At 43.6% G+C, this 17,062-nt stretch carries 14 protein-coding genes; all 14 read right to left on the minus strand.

The window, feature by feature from the left end:
* Nucleotides 1-10: 10 nt before the first annotated feature.
* The 14 genes from HNR44_RS06025 to rpsB all read right to left on the minus strand — a co-directional run bounded on the left by HNR44_RS06025 (nucleotide 11) and on the right by rpsB (nucleotide 16,605).
* Nucleotides 11-313 (minus strand): YlxQ family RNA-binding protein, encoded by a 303-nt coding sequence (locus HNR44_RS06025; RefSeq protein ID WP_184403166.1) that lies wholly within the window; start codon nucleotides 311-313, stop codon nucleotides 11-13.
* The gene (gene rnpM, locus HNR44_RS06030) at nucleotides 310-582 is read right to left on the minus strand and encodes an RNase P modulator RnpM (protein WP_184403167.1); all 273 of its coding nucleotides are present in this window, start codon (nucleotides 580-582) and stop codon (nucleotides 310-312) included. The genes HNR44_RS06025 and rnpM overlap by 4 nt, the downstream gene beginning before the upstream one ends.
* On the minus strand, nucleotides 579-1,757 hold the full coding sequence (gene nusA, locus HNR44_RS06035) for a transcription termination factor NusA (protein WP_184403168.1): 1,179 nt from the start codon (nucleotides 1,755-1,757) through the stop codon (nucleotides 579-581). The genes rnpM and nusA overlap by 4 nt, the downstream gene beginning before the upstream one ends.
* Before the next feature lie 284 nt (nucleotides 1,758-2,041).
* The gene (rimP, locus tag HNR44_RS06040; protein WP_184403169.1) at nucleotides 2,042-2,509 is read right to left on the minus strand and encodes a ribosome maturation factor RimP; all 468 of its coding nucleotides are present in this window, start codon (nucleotides 2,507-2,509) and stop codon (nucleotides 2,042-2,044) included.
* A gap of 227 nt (nucleotides 2,510-2,736) precedes the next feature.
* Nucleotides 2,737-7,038, minus strand: a complete 4,302-nt coding sequence (locus HNR44_RS06045) for a PolC-type DNA polymerase III (protein WP_184403170.1) — start codon at nucleotides 7,036-7,038, stop codon at nucleotides 2,737-2,739.
* A gap of 55 nt (nucleotides 7,039-7,093) precedes the next feature.
* The gene (locus tag HNR44_RS06050; RefSeq protein WP_184403171.1) at nucleotides 7,094-8,788 is read right to left on the minus strand and encodes a proline--tRNA ligase; all 1,695 of its coding nucleotides are present in this window, start codon (nucleotides 8,786-8,788) and stop codon (nucleotides 7,094-7,096) included.
* 273 nt (nucleotides 8,789-9,061) lie between these two features.
* Complete coding sequence (gene rseP / locus HNR44_RS06055; protein ID WP_184403172.1) at nucleotides 9,062-10,318, minus strand: RIP metalloprotease RseP; 1,257 nt, start codon at nucleotides 10,316-10,318, stop codon at nucleotides 9,062-9,064.
* Nucleotides 10,319-10,337: 19 nt separating this feature from the next.
* Nucleotides 10,338-11,480: a 1-deoxy-D-xylulose-5-phosphate reductoisomerase gene (gene dxr / locus HNR44_RS06060; protein WP_184403173.1), complete on the minus strand. Its 1,143-nt coding sequence runs from the start codon at nucleotides 11,478-11,480 to the stop codon at nucleotides 10,338-10,340.
* Between the two features lie 241 nt (nucleotides 11,481-11,721).
* On the minus strand, nucleotides 11,722-12,516 hold the full coding sequence (locus HNR44_RS06065; protein WP_184403174.1) for a phosphatidate cytidylyltransferase: 795 nt from the start codon (nucleotides 12,514-12,516) through the stop codon (nucleotides 11,722-11,724).
* 12 nt (nucleotides 12,517-12,528) lie between these two features.
* Complete coding sequence (gene uppS / locus HNR44_RS06070; protein ID WP_184403175.1) at nucleotides 12,529-13,281, minus strand: undecaprenyl pyrophosphate synthase; 753 nt, start codon at nucleotides 13,279-13,281, stop codon at nucleotides 12,529-12,531.
* 237 nt (nucleotides 13,282-13,518) lie between these two features.
* Nucleotides 13,519-14,076: a ribosome recycling factor gene (gene frr / locus HNR44_RS06075; RefSeq protein ID WP_184403176.1), complete on the minus strand. Its 558-nt coding sequence runs from the start codon at nucleotides 14,074-14,076 to the stop codon at nucleotides 13,519-13,521.
* Nucleotides 14,076-14,795: a UMP kinase gene (gene pyrH, locus HNR44_RS06080; protein WP_184403177.1), complete on the minus strand. Its 720-nt coding sequence runs from the start codon at nucleotides 14,793-14,795 to the stop codon at nucleotides 14,076-14,078. The genes frr and pyrH overlap by 1 nt, the downstream gene beginning before the upstream one ends.
* A gap of 83 nt (nucleotides 14,796-14,878) precedes the next feature.
* The gene (gene tsf, locus HNR44_RS06085; RefSeq protein ID WP_184403178.1) at nucleotides 14,879-15,760 is read right to left on the minus strand and encodes a translation elongation factor Ts; all 882 of its coding nucleotides are present in this window, start codon (nucleotides 15,758-15,760) and stop codon (nucleotides 14,879-14,881) included.
* 101 nt (nucleotides 15,761-15,861) lie between these two features.
* Complete coding sequence (rpsB, locus tag HNR44_RS06090; protein WP_184403179.1) at nucleotides 15,862-16,605, minus strand: 30S ribosomal protein S2; 744 nt, start codon at nucleotides 16,603-16,605, stop codon at nucleotides 15,862-15,864.
* Between the last annotated feature and the right edge of the window lie 457 nt (nucleotides 16,606-17,062).

Genomic DNA, 17,062 nt, shown 5'->3' on the forward strand with positions numbered 1-17,062 from the left:
ACACAACCTCCTATTCATCCAGCATTAGGATGATTTTATCTGAGAATCCTTCGTCAGTAATGCCAAGTACCACACGCTCGTGTTTTCCAATTGAAGTACCGAGATCTTGCCGTGTTCCTGTCTGACGGAGAGGAACTTCGTAGTAACGGCACTTATCTTCAAACTGTTTTTTTGTATTTTCCGATGCATCACTAGAGATAAGAACGAGATAAAAACGTTTGCTTTTGATGCCGCGGATAACAGTATCTTCTCCACTAACGACTTTACGTGCCCGGGCTGCCAGACCAAGGAACTGATAAAAGTTTTGATTCATACGCGTAATTGAAGACGTTCAGCCTCCAGCCTTTCATAGGTTTCTTCATCTACAGACACTTTTAAATGACGTGCTAACAAATTTTTCTTTCTTGCTTCCGAAAAACATTCTGAACTGTTGGTCATATAAGCACCGCGCCCATTTTTTTTGCCTGTAGGATCTACAGATAAATAACCTTCCGGGTCACGAACAATTCTCACAAGCTCTTTTTTTGCTTTCATTTCACCTGTGACAATGCACTTGCGCAAAGGAGTTTTCCGCTTTTTCATTCATCCTTTCCCTCCGAAACACTGTCTTCCCATTCCTCGTCGAACGCTTCTTGATCGATCCATTCTTCCTCATTATGAACCTTCGTAATTTCTTCATCTTCACCGGGAACGCGCGCGGTTTCCGGATCGTAAATCCCTTCTTCTTCTGCCTCAGAAAGGCTTTTAATATCGATTTTCCAACCTGTGAGTTTTGCTGCTAGCCGAGCGTTTTGACCCCGCTTGCCAATCGCAAGTGAAAGTTGATAATCCGGGACGATAACTAGAGTGCTTTTGGCGTCTTCGTCAACTTGGACATCAAGTACATTTGAAGGGCTTAATGCGTTGCCGATGTAGTTCACAGGGTTATCAGAATGATGAACAATATCGATTTTTTCACCTTTCAATTCATTTACAATCGCCTGTACCCGCTGTCCTCTTTGACCTACACAAGACCCTACAGGGTCAACATCAGGATCTTCGGCATATACGGAGATTTTAGAGCGATCTCCTGCTTCACGGGCAACGGATCGAATCTCTACCGTTCCATCATAGATTTCTGGAACTTCAAGTTCAAACAACCGTTTTAAAAGTCCCGGGTGCGTACGCGAAATCATGATTTGCGGGCCTTTCGTCGTTTTTTCCACTTTTGTTATGAATGATTTAATTCGGTCATTATGCGCATATGTTTCATTCGGCATTTGTTCACTTTGCGGAAGGATCGCTTCCACCTTTCCTAAATCAACATAGATAAAGCGATGATCTTGACGTTGAACAATCCCTGTCATAATATCTTCTTCCCGGTCGATAAAATCCGAATAGATAATGCCTCTTTCTGCTTCACGAACACGTTGCGTTACCACCTGTTTGGCGGTTTGAGCTGCAATTCTTCCGAAGTTCTTCGGTGTTACCTCGATCTCGACAACATCATCAAGCCCATACTGCACACTCAATTCCTGGGCGGCTTCTACTGAAATTTCCATCCGGGGGTCGAAGACTTCCTCGACAACTTCTTTACGTGCAAACACCTTAATTTCTCCATTATCACGGTTAATATCAACACGTACGTTTGGTGCCTGACTAAAATTACGTTTATAAGCCGAGATTAAAGCGGCTTCAATGGCTTCAAGAACGATTTCCTTTTCGATGCCCTTATCTTCTTCAAGTGTGGTTAAGGCATCCAAGAAGTCGCTGTTCATAATTCCTTGATCCCCTTTCCATTCATGGCGTTGGAGTTGTGGTTTCGCCTGTCACTATTAAGAGGTGGTTTAAAAAAGTTCAGGAAAACTTCCTCAAAAAGAAGAACCCTTTTTCTTCATGATGAGGATAATTTTCTAGGAAGAGGATTCTTGAGCTATCATAGGTTTAAAGATCTTCGACTCAAAACCGGAATGCCCTGCGCCGAAGTCCCATAAGACGCGGAAGATCGCTTCTTGGCTCCCTGAACTACTTGACTCTTTTCGTCCTCCTTGATTAAACACGTCTATAATACAGATAGCCGTGCATTAGCGACAATTTTTTCCGGTACATGAAATGCTTGTGTACGTGTCTTATCACGAATGTTAATCGTTAAATACCCTTCTTCGTAGGCGGTGAGTTGTCCTTCAAACGTTTTTTGGCCGCCAATTTTCTCATACGTCTTTACGTACACGTTCCTTCCAACAGCCTTTTGAAAATCTGCCGCATTTTTTAAGGGCCGTTCCGCTCCAGGCGAGCTTACTTCTAAATAATAAGCGCCTTCAATCGGATCTTCTTCGTCCAGTTTTTCACTTACCCGTTCACTAACAAGACTACATTCTTCGAGGCCGACCCCATCAGGGTGATCAATTAAAAGGCGTAAAAACCAATGTTTACCCTCTTTTTTATATTCAATATCCACAAGCTCCATGTGAAGATCTTCCAAAATCGGAGTTGCAATCATTCTCACATTATCCTTAACGTTCTTTGACATACTCTCCCTCCTAACATTAATTTTTATATGACATAAACAAGCAAGAAAGAGTGGGGTTGCCCCCACTCTTTCACGTACGTATAAGTGTCTTCACCACAGTTAAAATATCACAATTCCTACGCTTTTGCAAGTTATTTTCCACTTCCTACCGACAGGATCCATAACCATGCTTTACCGTCTAGTGTCCCCTGCACTGCCCGTGTTTAAACGTCGACAAGAGATAAAATTTAAAATAAGGAAAGCTGGTTAGAATCCGGAAGCCCTTCTAGACAGCCATTTGCATCTAAATGCTGAATTACATTTTTCGTTGCTTTACTTCGCTGCTGCAGGTCTTCTTTGGATAAAAACTCTCCCTTCTCGCGTGCATCAACAATGTTTTGGGCAGCATTCGCGCCTACACCTTCCAATGCACTAAACGGCGGAGTCAATGTATCTCCATCTACGATAAACGTACGTGCCTCAGAGCGATAGAGACTAATATTTCCAAACGAAAACCCACGCTCAGTCATTTCCAGCGCCAATTCGAGTACGGTAACAAGACTTTTCTCTTTAGGGGAAGCATCAAACCCTTTGCCCTGAATATCCGTAATTCGAGCCCGGATGGCTTCGCTCCCTTTTTGCATCGTCTCAAGTTCAAAGTCACTGGCTCGCACACTGAAATACGTTGCATAGAACAGAATTGGATGATGAACCTTAAAATAAGCGATTCTTATCGCCATTAACACATATGCAGCCGCATGTGCTTTTGGAAACATATACTTGATTTTCAGACACGATTGAATATACCAATCCGGTACATCGTGTTTTTTCATTTCATCAATCCACTCTTGTTCCAATCCTCTCCCCTTACGGACAAATTCCGTAATTTTAAAAGCAAGCGACGGTTCAAGACCTTTATAGATAAGATTAACCATTATGTTATCCCTAAGGCCAATCACGTCTTTTAATTCACAAGTTCCATCTCGAATTAATTCATCGGCATTCCCAAGCCAAACATCAGCCCCGTGGGAAAGGCCTGAGATTTGCAGAAGCTCAGAGAACTTCTGAGGTTTCGTTTCTTCCAACATTTGTCTGACAAACCGGGTACCAAACTCCGGAATTCCGTACGTCCCTGTTTTGCACATAATTTGTTCAGGCGTCACACCAAGAACTTCAGGTCCTTCAAATATCCGCATCACCTCTGGATCGTCAAAAGGAATGTCCTTTGGATCAATCCCACTTAGATCTTGCAACATACGAATGACTGTCGGATCATCATGGCCAAGAATATCCAGTTTCAATAAGTTATCATCAATCGAATGAAAATCAAAATGCGTTGTCTTCCAACTTGCATTTTTGTCATCCGCTGGATACTGAACCGGACAAAAATCATGAATATCATAATCATCGGGGACAACAATAATCCCGCCCGGATGCTGACCTGTCGTCCGTTTTACACCTGTACACCCGTCGACGAGCCGATCAATCTCAGCCCCGCGTATATGGGAGATATTGTGATCGTTCTGGTACCCGCGCACAAAGCCATACGCTGTTTTTTCCGCCACTGTTCCGATTGTACCCGCACGGAACACTTTATCATCCCCGAATAACTCACGAGTAAAATCATGGGCACGTGCCTGGTACTCGCCGGAGAAATTCAAATCAATATCCGGGACTTTGTCCCCTTTAAAACCAAGGAACGTCTCAAAGGGAATATCATGCCCTTCTCGAATATAATAGGCACCACACTGTGTACAGGCTTTATCTGGCAAGTCGTAGCCAGATGCAACGGTTCCGTCATCGAAAAAGATGGAATGACAACACTCCGGACATACATAGTGAGGCGGTAAAGGGTTCACTTCGGTGATATCAGCCATCGTTGCAACAAAGGACGAGCCGACCGACCCACGGGAACCTACGAGATAACCATCTTCGAGGGAACGTTTTACGAGTTTATGAGAAATGAGATAGATAACTCCAAACCCATGCCCAATAATGCTTTCCAATTCATTTTCGAGACGATCTTCAACAATTTTCGGGAGTTCAGATCCGTAAATGCTTCTTGCCTTCCCATACGTCAGTTCACGCATCTCTTCATCTGCACCTTCGATATTGGGCGTATACAAGTCGCTTGGAATCGGTGCAATGTCTTCGATGTTGTCCACCAAGGACTTCGGAGTATCGACTACGGCTTGCCGTGCTTTCTCCTCACCAAGAAATGCAAAGGCTTCAAGCATTTCTGCCGTCGTTCGAAAGTGCACTTTTGGCATGGTTTGCTTATTCAGTGGGTTGGCCCCTCCTTGAGATGAGACGAGAATTTTACGATACATATGGTCTTGGGGCTCCAAGTAGTGAACATTGCCCGTACCTACTACTGGAAGATCCAAACGTTCACCAACATCGTTTAACTTTCGCAGGATATCGAACAATTGAGCCTCACTTTTGATGATATCCTTTTCAATCAGGTGGAAGTATAGTTCCGGCGGCTGAATTTCGATAAAGTCATAGAATCGAGCAGCTTTTTCGGCTTCTTCAGGCGACTTTTGCATCATTGTTTCGAATACCTCGCCCTTGTCACATCCTGAACCGATAAGTAAACCTTCCCGATGCTGAACAAGTTTTGATCTAGGAATCCTAGGTGTTCGAAAGAAATATGACATATGTGACATTGAGACCAAGTTATATAAGTTTTTTAACCCGGTTTGATTTTGCACGAGAATCGTACAATGGGAGGGGCGATTTTTATAAAAATCCCCTTTCCCCATATTTTCATTGAGATCGTGATGATATTCGATTCCCTGATCAGCAGCATCACGAATCATTTTCATAAATAGATAGGCCGTTGCCTCCGTATCATAAATCGCTCGATGGTGGCTGACGAGTTCAATATCCATCGCTTTACATAGAGTGTTAAGCCTGTGGTTTTTCATGTTCGGATATAAAAAACGTGCAAGTTCCAACGTATCTACGACTGGAAGTTTAGTCTCCGGCCAGCCCTGATTTTTGTACCCGGCATTAATAAAACCGATATCGAAATTGGCGTTATGCGCAACAAGACCACTATCACCAACAAAATCCCTAAACTGCTGTAAAACGTCACTCACTTCTGGGGCATCCTCTAGCATCGCATCGGTGATACCCGTAAGCTCAGTAATTTTTGCTGGTAACGGCACATGGGGCTGAGCGAACGACTCAAAGCGATCTACAACCTCACCGTTTTCAACTTTTACAGCTGCTAGTTCGATAATCGTATCATAAACGGCAGATAAGCCCGTTGTTTCAACGTCAAATACGACAAACGAGGACTTTGAAAGATGACGATTACTTTCGTTGTATGCAATCGGCACCCCGTCGTCAACGAGATAAGCTTCCATTCCATAAATCATCTTAATACCGTATTTCTTGGCTGCTGAAAATGCTTCCGGAAACGCCTGTACAACTCCATGATCAGTGATCGCTACTGCCTCATGGCCCCAACTTGCAGCTTTCTCTACAATTTCAGAAGCAGATGCTACTGCATCCATTTGGCTCATCGTCGTATGGGCATGAAGCTCGATACGTTTCTTACCTTCCAGAGCTTCATCCATACGTTTGCTATGCGAAATTTCCGAGATGTCATTGGCCATCATTACAAGATCTCTTACGAACGTGTCATTTTGAATGCTTCCACGCGCCGTAACCCACATCCCTTTCTTGACAGCATTGAGCAAGGGGATGTCCTCTTTGTCACGTGAAAACATTTTTATGAGTAGGGAATCGGTATAATCTGTAATTTTACATGTCAAAAGCACACGCCCGCTTCTTAACTCGCGGGTTTCAACATCAAAAACGTATCCTTGAATTGTGACGCGCCTTTCTTCATCTTGAATAGCGTTAAGAGGGAGCGCTTCATCCTTGATCGGATATCCAATTTGCAGTTTTTGAACCGTAGCTTCTGTTTCCGCTTTTTGCTCCTGTTTTTGTCTTTCCATCATTGCTTCGATGACTTTGGATTGTTCTTCTTCCTTTTTTTGTTCAAGAAAGCGCGTTTCTTCCTCCGTGGCTACATCAACTTCAGGAGAAAATGTGAGCGATTCGAAACCACAAGAGATTATCGCTTGCTCAAGTGCCGGACCTGCTTGTTTTGAAAGTGAATGAGCCTCTGCCTCGCTATGACATCTCAGAACAAGAAAACGCCCGTTGACGGTCGGTTGTGAGCGTTCGAGTTTCATCGCAACATGATCTGGTAAATCCGCCGCCTTGCTAATGATTACTGGCCAATAATCAGCAATTTGATCTGAAGAAAGCGCACCCTCGTCATAGAAAATAGAAAAATCAATCGTAGCAATGTCTTGAAAGCCTGCTTGCAGTTTTTCTTGTAACAGCTGAATTACCAACGCGCTTAGTGGTTGACCAAAGCCAAATGTAAAATGCCACTTACGTACTTCACGGTAAATTTCCAATTTATATATACGCCCAGATTGCAGCTCCGCGTGTTTCAGATCCTCAGGGATCCCAATTTGTTCTAATAAAAGTTGAAATCGTTCATAACGAACGGCATTATCATTCACAAGCAGCCCTCCTTCTCGGTGAAAAAGGGAGCGGACTCAGGGGCCCCTCCCAGTTCTATTCAACCTCTTTTAAGTACGCAGCTAAATCTTGTGCCTGCACTTCGGTCATCTCACCTGTTTTGCGATCCTTCACTTCAACGATGCCTTCGCTTGCTTTTTTTCCAGCAGCAATACGAATCGGCAATCCATACAAATCCGCATCTTTAAATTTAACACCTGCACGCTCTTTGCGATCGTCATATAGGACATCAAAGCCTTCCGATTGCAAAACTTCGTAAAGGTTCTCAGCAAGCGTCAGCTGTGCTTCATCTTTTGGATTTATCACAAGCAAATGCAGATCAAACGGCGCAATTGCTTTCGGCCAGATGATCCCGTCGTTATCATGGTTTTGTTCGACGATAGCCGCGAGTGTACGGCTAATCCCAATCCCGTAGCAGCCCATCTGCATCGGTGCACTTTTGCCATTTTCATCAAGAAAGCTTGCTCCCAAGGCTTCTGAATACTTCGTTCCAAGCTTAAAGACTTGTCCGACTTCGATCCCTTCCGCAAATTGAACGAACCCCTTGCCGTCAGGAGATGAATCTCCTTCCTGAATCATGCGTATATCAGCGAAGGCCTCTACTTCGAAATCTCGCCCATGAGCGACATTTGTATAAAACAGCTCACGCTTATTGCCACCACAAATTGCACTAACAAGAGGCCGAATCGCGTGGTCTGCGATGATCTTTACATTTGCCGGAGCATCTACCGGCCCAATAAACTCGGCACTTGCTCCAAATTTCTGCTCGATTTCACGGGGCGTTGCTTCTTTGACATGTAAAGTGTCAAAGAAGTTCCCGACTTTCACGTCACTAATTTCGTGATCACCACGGGTAAGTATAAGAACGGGAGCTTCCTCAATGTAAAATAGACGTGCATGAATCACTGTGGGAACGTCCTGATCCATTCGTAATGCTACCTCATCAGCTGAAGCCGCTCCATTTTCTGTATTAAGAGCTTTCAAAGTTCCTTCCTGTTTTTCAGATGGTTGAGGGGTAGGAGCGATCTCAACATTCGCTGCGAACTCCGATTGGTCCGAGTACGCAATCGTATCTTCACCAATGTCAGCAAGTGCCATAAATTCATGGGTTCCCCCTGTGCCCCCAATAGCACCAGCATCAGCTTCTACTGCGCGAAAATCAAGTCCACAACGTTTAAAAATATTTGTATACGCTTCATACATAACATTATACGTTCGATCAAGCGCTTCTTCTGATGGTTCGAAGGAATAGGCGTCTTTCATAATAAATTCCCGGCCGCGCAGGAGTCCAAAGCGCGGGCGACGCTCATCTCGATATTTTGTTTGAATTTGATACACATATAAAGGTAGTCGTTTGTATGAATGGACCCCATCACGAATTAAAGATGTGATTACTTCTTCATGGGTCGGACCTAGCACAAAGCGGCGCTCATGCCGATCATTGAGTCTCATTAATTCCGGGCCGTAGTCATCGAGACGTCCGGACTCTTCCCAAAGTTCAGCAGGTTGGATGGCAGGCATAAGTAATTCTTGTGCGCCGGTACGATCCATTTCTTCTCTTACAATGGCTTCAATCTTTCTTAACACCCGAGTTCCAATCGGCAAATATGAATAGATACCGGCAGCTGTTTGACGCATCAATCCCGCGCGGATCATGAGCTGATGGCTTTTTGACTCAGCATCCGCAGGAATGTCCCGCATTGTTGGACTAAAAAATGTTTGTTGTCTCATTACTATAAAGCCTCACTTTATAAAGGAGTTCTTGATCATTATTTTTACGTATTCCCCTATTAATGCGTGTTCAAAAAAGAGGACAAAAAGAGCCGAGTAGGTCGAGAAAACATAGCTTCGAGCATCCTGCTTGCACCACGAAAACGTTCACTTCTCACAACGAAAAAGTGCGCTTCTTTTTCGAGGATATGATTTTCATACGTGAGGAGCGTAGAAGTAAGACGACGATGAGATACGAAAGCTATGTTTCCCGGACTTTTTGAACAACCTCTATTACATGAATAGCCGATTAAGGTCATTCCACGTTACCATGAGGACAAGCAACATGAGCAGGGCAAAACCAATAAAATGCGCGATCCCTTCTTTGTTTGGATCCAAAGGCTTGCGCCGTATAGCTTCAAGTCCTATAAAAATCAGTCTTCCGCCATCAAGGGCTGGTAATGGCAGTAAATTAACAATTCCAATGTTGACACTCAAAAGCGCTGCCCATTGAAACAAATTAAGCATTCCCATTTGCACTACATCACCTGTGTAATCATAAATCCCAACAGGCCCCGCTAAATAATCCAGCGAAAACTCTCCAGTGAAAATAAGTTGCAACGTCTCAAAAATTAAGACCACTACATCTTGAATTTGAGAAAAGCTTTGCTGTATGGACTCCAGGAATGAATGGGACATGACGGGCTCAACGCCGATAAAGCCAATCTCTTGATCAACCGTTTCCTGATAGACGCCTTCAACGACCATTGAAATCGATTCAGTACCGTTTTCACGATTCACAAGCATAGTGATTTCTTCATTCGGGCTTTGTTGAATCGTCTGTAGCATATCCGTCCAGCTGTCGATGGACTGACCATCGATCGATAAAACTTCATCCCCCTCGGTTAACCCTACTTCTTCGGCTACACTATCTTCCTGGACATTTGAAACCATCGGTTGAGGTACACCCTGAATTGAAAAAAAGACGGCAAAGAGGATAAGAGCAAGCACAAAATTCATTGCCGGGCCTGCTACAATGGCCACAGCTTTCTGCCATGGCTTTTTTGATCCATACTGTCGATCCCATGGGGCGATTTGATTTCGTTCCTCATCAACAATCATATCGGCCTGTCGATGAACATCGTAGCGGACAAGCCCCTCTGCATCATCACTGTATCCTTCAATAAAGAGACCATGCTCAAGGTCTGCACGCTCAACGGAAATGATTTTTGCATCTGTATGTTTAGCCTTGTTATTTACGATAATCTCTTTTACAGTGTCGTCTTCATTAAATGTTAAACCTACTTCGTACCCCGGTTTGATTTGCACGGTCTCCGGGTCTTCACCGGCCATTCGAACAAATCCCCCCAGGGGCAGGAGACGTACAGTATAGACGGTCTCGTTCTTTTTCTTTGAAAACAGTTTCGGACCAAATCCAATAGCAAACTCACGGCAAAGGATCCCCACTTTTTTGGCAAAATAGAGATGCCCCCATTCGTGTATGGCGATGATTAATCCAAATATGACAATGATGGCTATGAGCGTTTGCACATGCTTCCCACCTTCGCTTTTATCCTGTCATCATGCGTGTTCGGGTTTCTTCATCAATCTCCAACACCTTCTCAATTGAAGGGTGATCGATCACTGTATGTTCGGAAAGTGCTTTTTCTACAACGGTTGCAATTCCAGTAAATGTTAGTTTCCCTTCGAGAAACATTTGAACCGCCACCTCATTGGCTGCGTTTAATACAGTAGGTGCGGATCCTCCAGTTTTCCCTGCCTGATAAGCCATCATCAAGCATTGGTGCTTTAAGGGATCGATTTTCTCAAAATGAAGGGTCCCGACTTCCCATAAGTTTAACCTTTCCGGACCATTAAGTTCAAGCCTGTCCGGATAAGCCAGTGCATACTGAATCGCAACCTTCATATCTGGGGTTCCTAGTTGCGCGATCATACTTTTATCTTGATATTCAACTAGGGAGTGAATAATGCTTTCACGATGAATTAAAACATCAATGCTTTCATAGGGCATATTAAACAACCAATGAGCCTCTATGACCTCTAATCCTTTATTCATCATTGTAGCAGAATCAATCGTTACCTTTTGGCCCATAGACCAATTCGGATGTTTTAATGCATCTTCCGGGCGCGCATGTTGCAATTCTTCAGCGCTCCAATCGCGAAAGCTCCCACCGGATGCGGTAACAATCAACCGGCTGATTTCTTCTCGTTTACTTCCTTCCAGACTTTGTAAGATAGCAGAATGTTCACTATCGACAGCAATCAATTGCGCTCCATAGTGATTACATGCTTCTGTCACAAGGTGACCGGCAGTCACAAGTGTTTCTTTATTGGCAATTCCAATGGTTTTCCCAGCCTTAATCGCTGCCATTGTCGGCTTAAGGCCCTGGCTGCCAACTATTGCATTCATAACGAACGATGCATTTGTCTTAGCGATCTCTTCCAATAATGCTGTTTCACCTGCTACAGCTTTCGTTCCCGTTGGTAAATGGGCCTCCAACTTAATAAGATCCTTCTCGTCACGAATCACGACAACTTCCGGGTGAAATTCAGCAATCTGTTGCTTCAATCGCTCAATGTTTGTACCACAAGCCAGTAAACGAACTCGAAACCGATCCTGATGTTGGCGGATAACATCGAGAGTTTGGGTTCCGATAGAACCTGTTGAACCGATCAGCGCGATCTCTTTCATTCTATTCACCTTCCTTCCATCCAAACCCTTTTACGTGCACATCAAAAAGGAGAAAAAAGACCCGAATCGTATTAAAAGACAAAGCTTCAAGCACCTATATTGTCACTTCGTTAACATAAACTCTTCATACTGGAAAAGTGTTTTCTTATCCAAAGAGCGAAGCGTCATCACGTAAGCCACCCTTCGCAAAAAGTATTCTTCTTTTTGAGGTCGTTTTCCCGGAACTTTCTAGACATCCTCTTTAAGAGGTGAAAAAAACCGTTACCACATAAAGAAGTGGAAATACGAATATCAAACTATCAAAACGATCGAGCACCCCTCCATGTCCGGGAAGGAGTCGACCTGAGTCTTTTACGTTGTAGTAGCGTTTAAATGCAGACTCGATGAGATCCCCGCATTGACCAGCAAGGGAAATCATGATGATAAGTGCGATTGTCACCCCTAAATAGTCAAAAGGGGACCAAATTAAAGCATAGATCGTGCCTGCTACGAGCGCTAGGATGATTCCACCCAGAGCACCCTCTATCGTTTTTTTTGGTGAGATGGCTGACCACAGTTTATGCTTACCGAATTTACGTCCGAATACATATGCTCCGGTATCTGTTGCCCATACAGTAATAAGTACGAAAAAAACATATTCGAGCCCGTTATGTAATCGAGCTGCAAGGAAAAAATGAAAACCGATACCTACGTATATAGCCGCAAACGCAATAAAAGCTATCGCGCCAAAGTGATAACGGTTATTGGAAAAAACCATCGTTAAAAGAAGAAGCCACACTACCATTACCAATATAGCAAAGGTTACCTCATTTGATAACATACCTGCGGCTGGGCCTGCGTATAAGAGCAAGAGGGAAACAATGCCCCCTAAAAATGCCGGAAATGATACAATCGATATTTTATTCATTCTTAATAGTTCTATCAAACCAGCGATCGTCATGAGTGTCACCAATGCACCGAAAATTGGACCGCCGAGGATAAGCGGAATAAGTAAAACGATAAGCCCAATCAAGGCTGTAAAGATTCTTAATTTCATTCGATCGACCCCTTACACGCCTCCATATCGGCGTTTCCGCTTCTGATAGACTTGGATCGCTTCCACAAAATCTTCGGTACTAAAATCCGGCCACAATACATCCGTGAACCAAAATTCACTATAAGCCATCTGCCAAAGCATGAAATTGCTTAATCGCAGTTCCCCGCTTGTGCGAATCAACAGGTCGGGATCAGGTAGCTCTTTTGTGAACAAATGCTCAGAAATCATTTCTTCATTGATATCTCCGGGGCGAAAGTTCCCTTGTTGGACCTGCTCACATACTTTTTTCGCAGCGCGAACAATATCTGATCTGCCGCCGTAATTAAGGGCAAGATTCAACATTATGCCGTCGTTCCCTGCGGTTTCCTCAGCCACACGATCGACAGCTTTTTTCGTGTGAGCGGGTAATTCATCAACTGCTCCCATCAATCGCACCTGTACGTTATTGGCCTGGAGTTTTGGCAGCTCACTCGTCAGAAATCGCTCTGGCAAGCGCAGAATAAAATCGACTTCCGTTTTTGGACGCACCCAGTTTTCTGTTGAAAAAGCGAACAACGTGAGCACTTTCACACCCATCTCATTTGCAGACTCAGTAATTCTATGAATCGTTTTCATTCCCTCACGATGTCCTACATTCCGTGGCATCCCTCTTTTTCGCGCCCATCTTCCATTGCCATCCAGTATAATGGCAACATGTTCAGGGACTTCAGTATGGACATCAACTGGCTGTGTTCCATTCTGCTTATCTAAAAAACGATCCAACATGGTTAAGCACCAACCTCTTGTCAAAAAATCCGGATGGTATCGCTACTTTCATTGGCGTATACCTCTTTCTGATCGTATAAAAAACACTGCTTTAGAGGATCTCACTTACCGTTGGCAATGAAACACCCCTCAATGTTTAGAAGGAAGAAGTTTCACATCCAGTTCATGGAAAGAGATAAAACCCCCTTATTTAGCAGAGGGTTTTATCCTAATGTCCATATTTTACACATATTGACGTTAAACTTCCATAATGTCCTGTTCTTTTTCATCGGCAGTTTTGTCGATGGTTTGAATATGTTCATCCGTTATTTTTTGAATCTCATCCTGTTCTCGCCGTGAGTCATCTTCTGCGATGTCCCCGCTCTTCTCCTGCTTCTTAATTTGATCATTAGCATCACGGCGAATGTTGCGAACAGCAACGCGGGCCTCTTCTGCGTATTTATTAACAAGTTTAGCCAATTCTTTGCGCCGTTCTTCAGTGAGTGCTGGGATCGTAATTCGAATGACTTGTCCGTCATTATTAGGAGTGAGGCCGAGATCAGCTTTTTGGATACCCTTTTCAATATCAGCAATCGTTGATTTATCAAAAGGAGCCACAACGAGAAGGCGGCCCTCCGGAACTGAAATAGATGCTAGCTGATTCAGAGGCGTGTCCATACCATAGTAATTAACAACAACTTTGTCTAAAATCGAGGGGTTCGCACGACCCGTACGAAGAGTGGCAAGTTCTCGATTTAATGACTCCACAGCTTTTTGCATTCGGGTTTTTGCGTCTTTTTTAATCGATTCCGTCATTATGAGTTCCCCCTTACAACGGTGCCAATGTCATTGCCTTGGACCGCTCGTTTAATGTTTCCTTCTTCTGTAATTGAAAAGACAAGTAACGGGATATTATTATCCATACACAAAGAGGAAGCAGTAGAATCCATAACCGCTAACCCATCTTTTAAAACATCAAGGTAGGAAAGCTCCCGATATTTCATCGCATTTTCATTGACAAAAGGATCCGAATCGTAAACGCCATCCACTTTATTTTTCGCCATTAATATTACGTCTGCTTCAATTTCCGCTGCCCGAAGAGCCGCGGTTGTATCCGTGGTAAAATAAGGATTACCCGTTCCAGCCGTGAATATAACCACACGCTTTTTTTCAAGGTGACGGATGGCTTTTCGGCGTATGTATGGTTCAGCAACTTGACGCATTTCAATGCTCGTTTGCACGCGGCTTTCAACACCGATGTCTTCAAGACTATCTTGTAAAGCCAGCCCATTCATAACGGTCGCGAGCATCCCCATATAATCAGCGGTCGCACGATCCATCCCTTGTGAACTTCCAGCCATTCCACGCCAAATGTTACCTGCACCGACAACAATCGCAATTTCTGTGCCCAGCTCTGTAACTTCCTTGAGTTGCGAAGCAATGGATTGAATCACATTCGGGTCAATGCCATACCCCTGTTCTCCAGCGAGTGCTTCACCACTTAGTTTTAGAATCACACGTTTGTAATTGTGCATCTTGCGCCTCCAGTTTCCTGTGCTACACTCATCCTTCTTCATGTTTTTGAAAAAGAGGGAACACATCGTGTCCCCTTACCTGTCTACTCTTTGACTTGAGACATCACTTCATCTGCAAAGTTGTCCTCTCGTTTTTCAAGTCCTTCTCCAACTTCAAAGCGGATGAATGAAGAAACGCTTGCATTCTGACTGTTCACATATTGCTCCACCGTTTGGTCACTGTCTTTGACAAATTCTTGATCAAGCAAGCACACTTGCTCGAAGAATTTCTTCATACGACCTTCGACCATTTTCTCCACAATTTTTTCCGGTTTGCCTTCATTAAGCGCTTGTTGTTTAAGAATTTCACGTTCGTTGTTTGCTTCTTCTTCCGGTACTTCATCACGAGAAACATAGTTCGGTTTGATGGCGGCCACATGCATGGCAATATCTTTTGCTAGCGTTTCGTCCGTTGTTCCGTCAAGCACAGAAAGAACACCAATCTGTCCGCCCATATGAAGATAAGCACCAAATGCCTGATTATCTGTTTTATGAACAACAGCGAATCGGCGCAAGGAAATTTTTTCACCAATGGTAGCAATTTGCTCGTTGATGTAATGTTCGAGTGTATTTCCACCTTCAACGGTTTGAGAAAAAGCGGTGTCTAAATCAGCAGGTTCATTGGTGAGTAAATGATGAGAAACTGTATCCACCATTTTTTGGAAATTCTCGTTCTTCGCCACGAAATCCGTCTCCGCATTAATTTCGACGATGACAGCTTTGTTGCCTTCAGTTTTTACGTTGGTGAGTCCCTCAGCTGCAACGCGATCTGCCTTCTTCGCCGCTTTCGAGATCCCTTTTTCACGGAGAAAAGCAACGGCTTCTTCCATATCTCCGTCCGTTTCTGCAAGTGCTTTCTTACAATCCATCATGCCGGCACCGGTTTTTTCACGCAATTCTTTTACCATTTTTGCACTAATCGCCATTTGAAAATGCCTCCTTGTTAGTTTCTTGATCTAATACACTTGTAAACTTGTAAAAAGGTGACAAGGGTCTTGCCCTTGTCACCCCTGTTTCATCATACATATTATTCTTCAGCGCTTGTCGCTACTGCTTCTTCTTGTTGGTCTTCTGCGATTTCCTCTTCTTCTCCTTGGCTTGCTTCAACAACAGCATCTGCCATCTTCGATGTAAGCAAGCGAACCGCACGAATCGCATCATCGTTGCCTGGAATCACGTAATCAACTTCATCAGGATCACAATTTGTATCTACAATGGAGATAATTGGAATGTTTAATTTACGTGCCTCCGCCACGGCAATACGTTCTTTACGAGGGTCAATGATAAACACCGCATCAGGTAAAGTGTTCATATCTTTAATGCCGCCGAGAAACTTCTCAAGACGGGTCTTTTCTTTTTGCAAGAGAATAACTTCTTTTTTCGGAAGAACATCGAATGTACCGTCTTCCTCCATTTTTTCTAGATCTTTTAAGCGAGCGATCCGTTTTCTAATCGTTTGGAAGTTAGTTAATGTACCACCTAACCACCGCTGGTTAATATAGTACATGCCGCACCGTACGGCCTCATCACGGACCGACTCCTGTGCTTGTTTTTTCGTTCCAACAAATAAGATCTTACCGCCATCAGCGGCCAAGTTGCGAACGTACTTATACGTCTCATCTACCTTTTTCACCGTTTTTTGCAAATCGATGATGTAGATACCATTCCGTTCTGTGAAAATGTAACGATCCATCTTCGGGTTCCAACGCCTTGTTTGATGCCCGAAATGAACACCTGCTTCAAGTAACTGTTTCATTGAGATTACAGCCATCGTTTTTCTTCCTCCTTCGGTTATTTTCCTCCGCTTCACCTCATTTTCGAACAAAACCGCATCAAACCAGTCGGCACCGTTGCTCGAATCAGGAAGCGTGTGTGTTAACACCGTCAATAAATATACCATAGGAAGCAGGGGGTGGGCAAGATATTTCGTTTACTGCAGCTGAATTTTAGTTCGTCATTCCTTTTAGACGATTTCAGCTTGGCTTGTTGTTCATATTATCGTTTAGATTTGATTTTTGTAGCAAGCTGCTCATTTCTTCATTTGACTGAAATACATCGAAGCATAATACTGACAAAAAAGCTGAAAAAGAATTCATAAGATTTCGGTCGTTCCTTTATATTTTGTACGTTTAAATCTTCCGAAATACCATTTAAGCACACTTCCTTTCCCGGATGAGTCCTTGAAGTACGTGTTCAAAAAGGAAGACAAAAAGGAAAAGTAGTTCCTT

The organism is Geomicrobium halophilum (genome assembly GCF_014207655.1).
GTDB lineage: Bacteria > Bacillota > Bacilli > Bacillales > Marinococcaceae > Geomicrobium > Geomicrobium halophilum.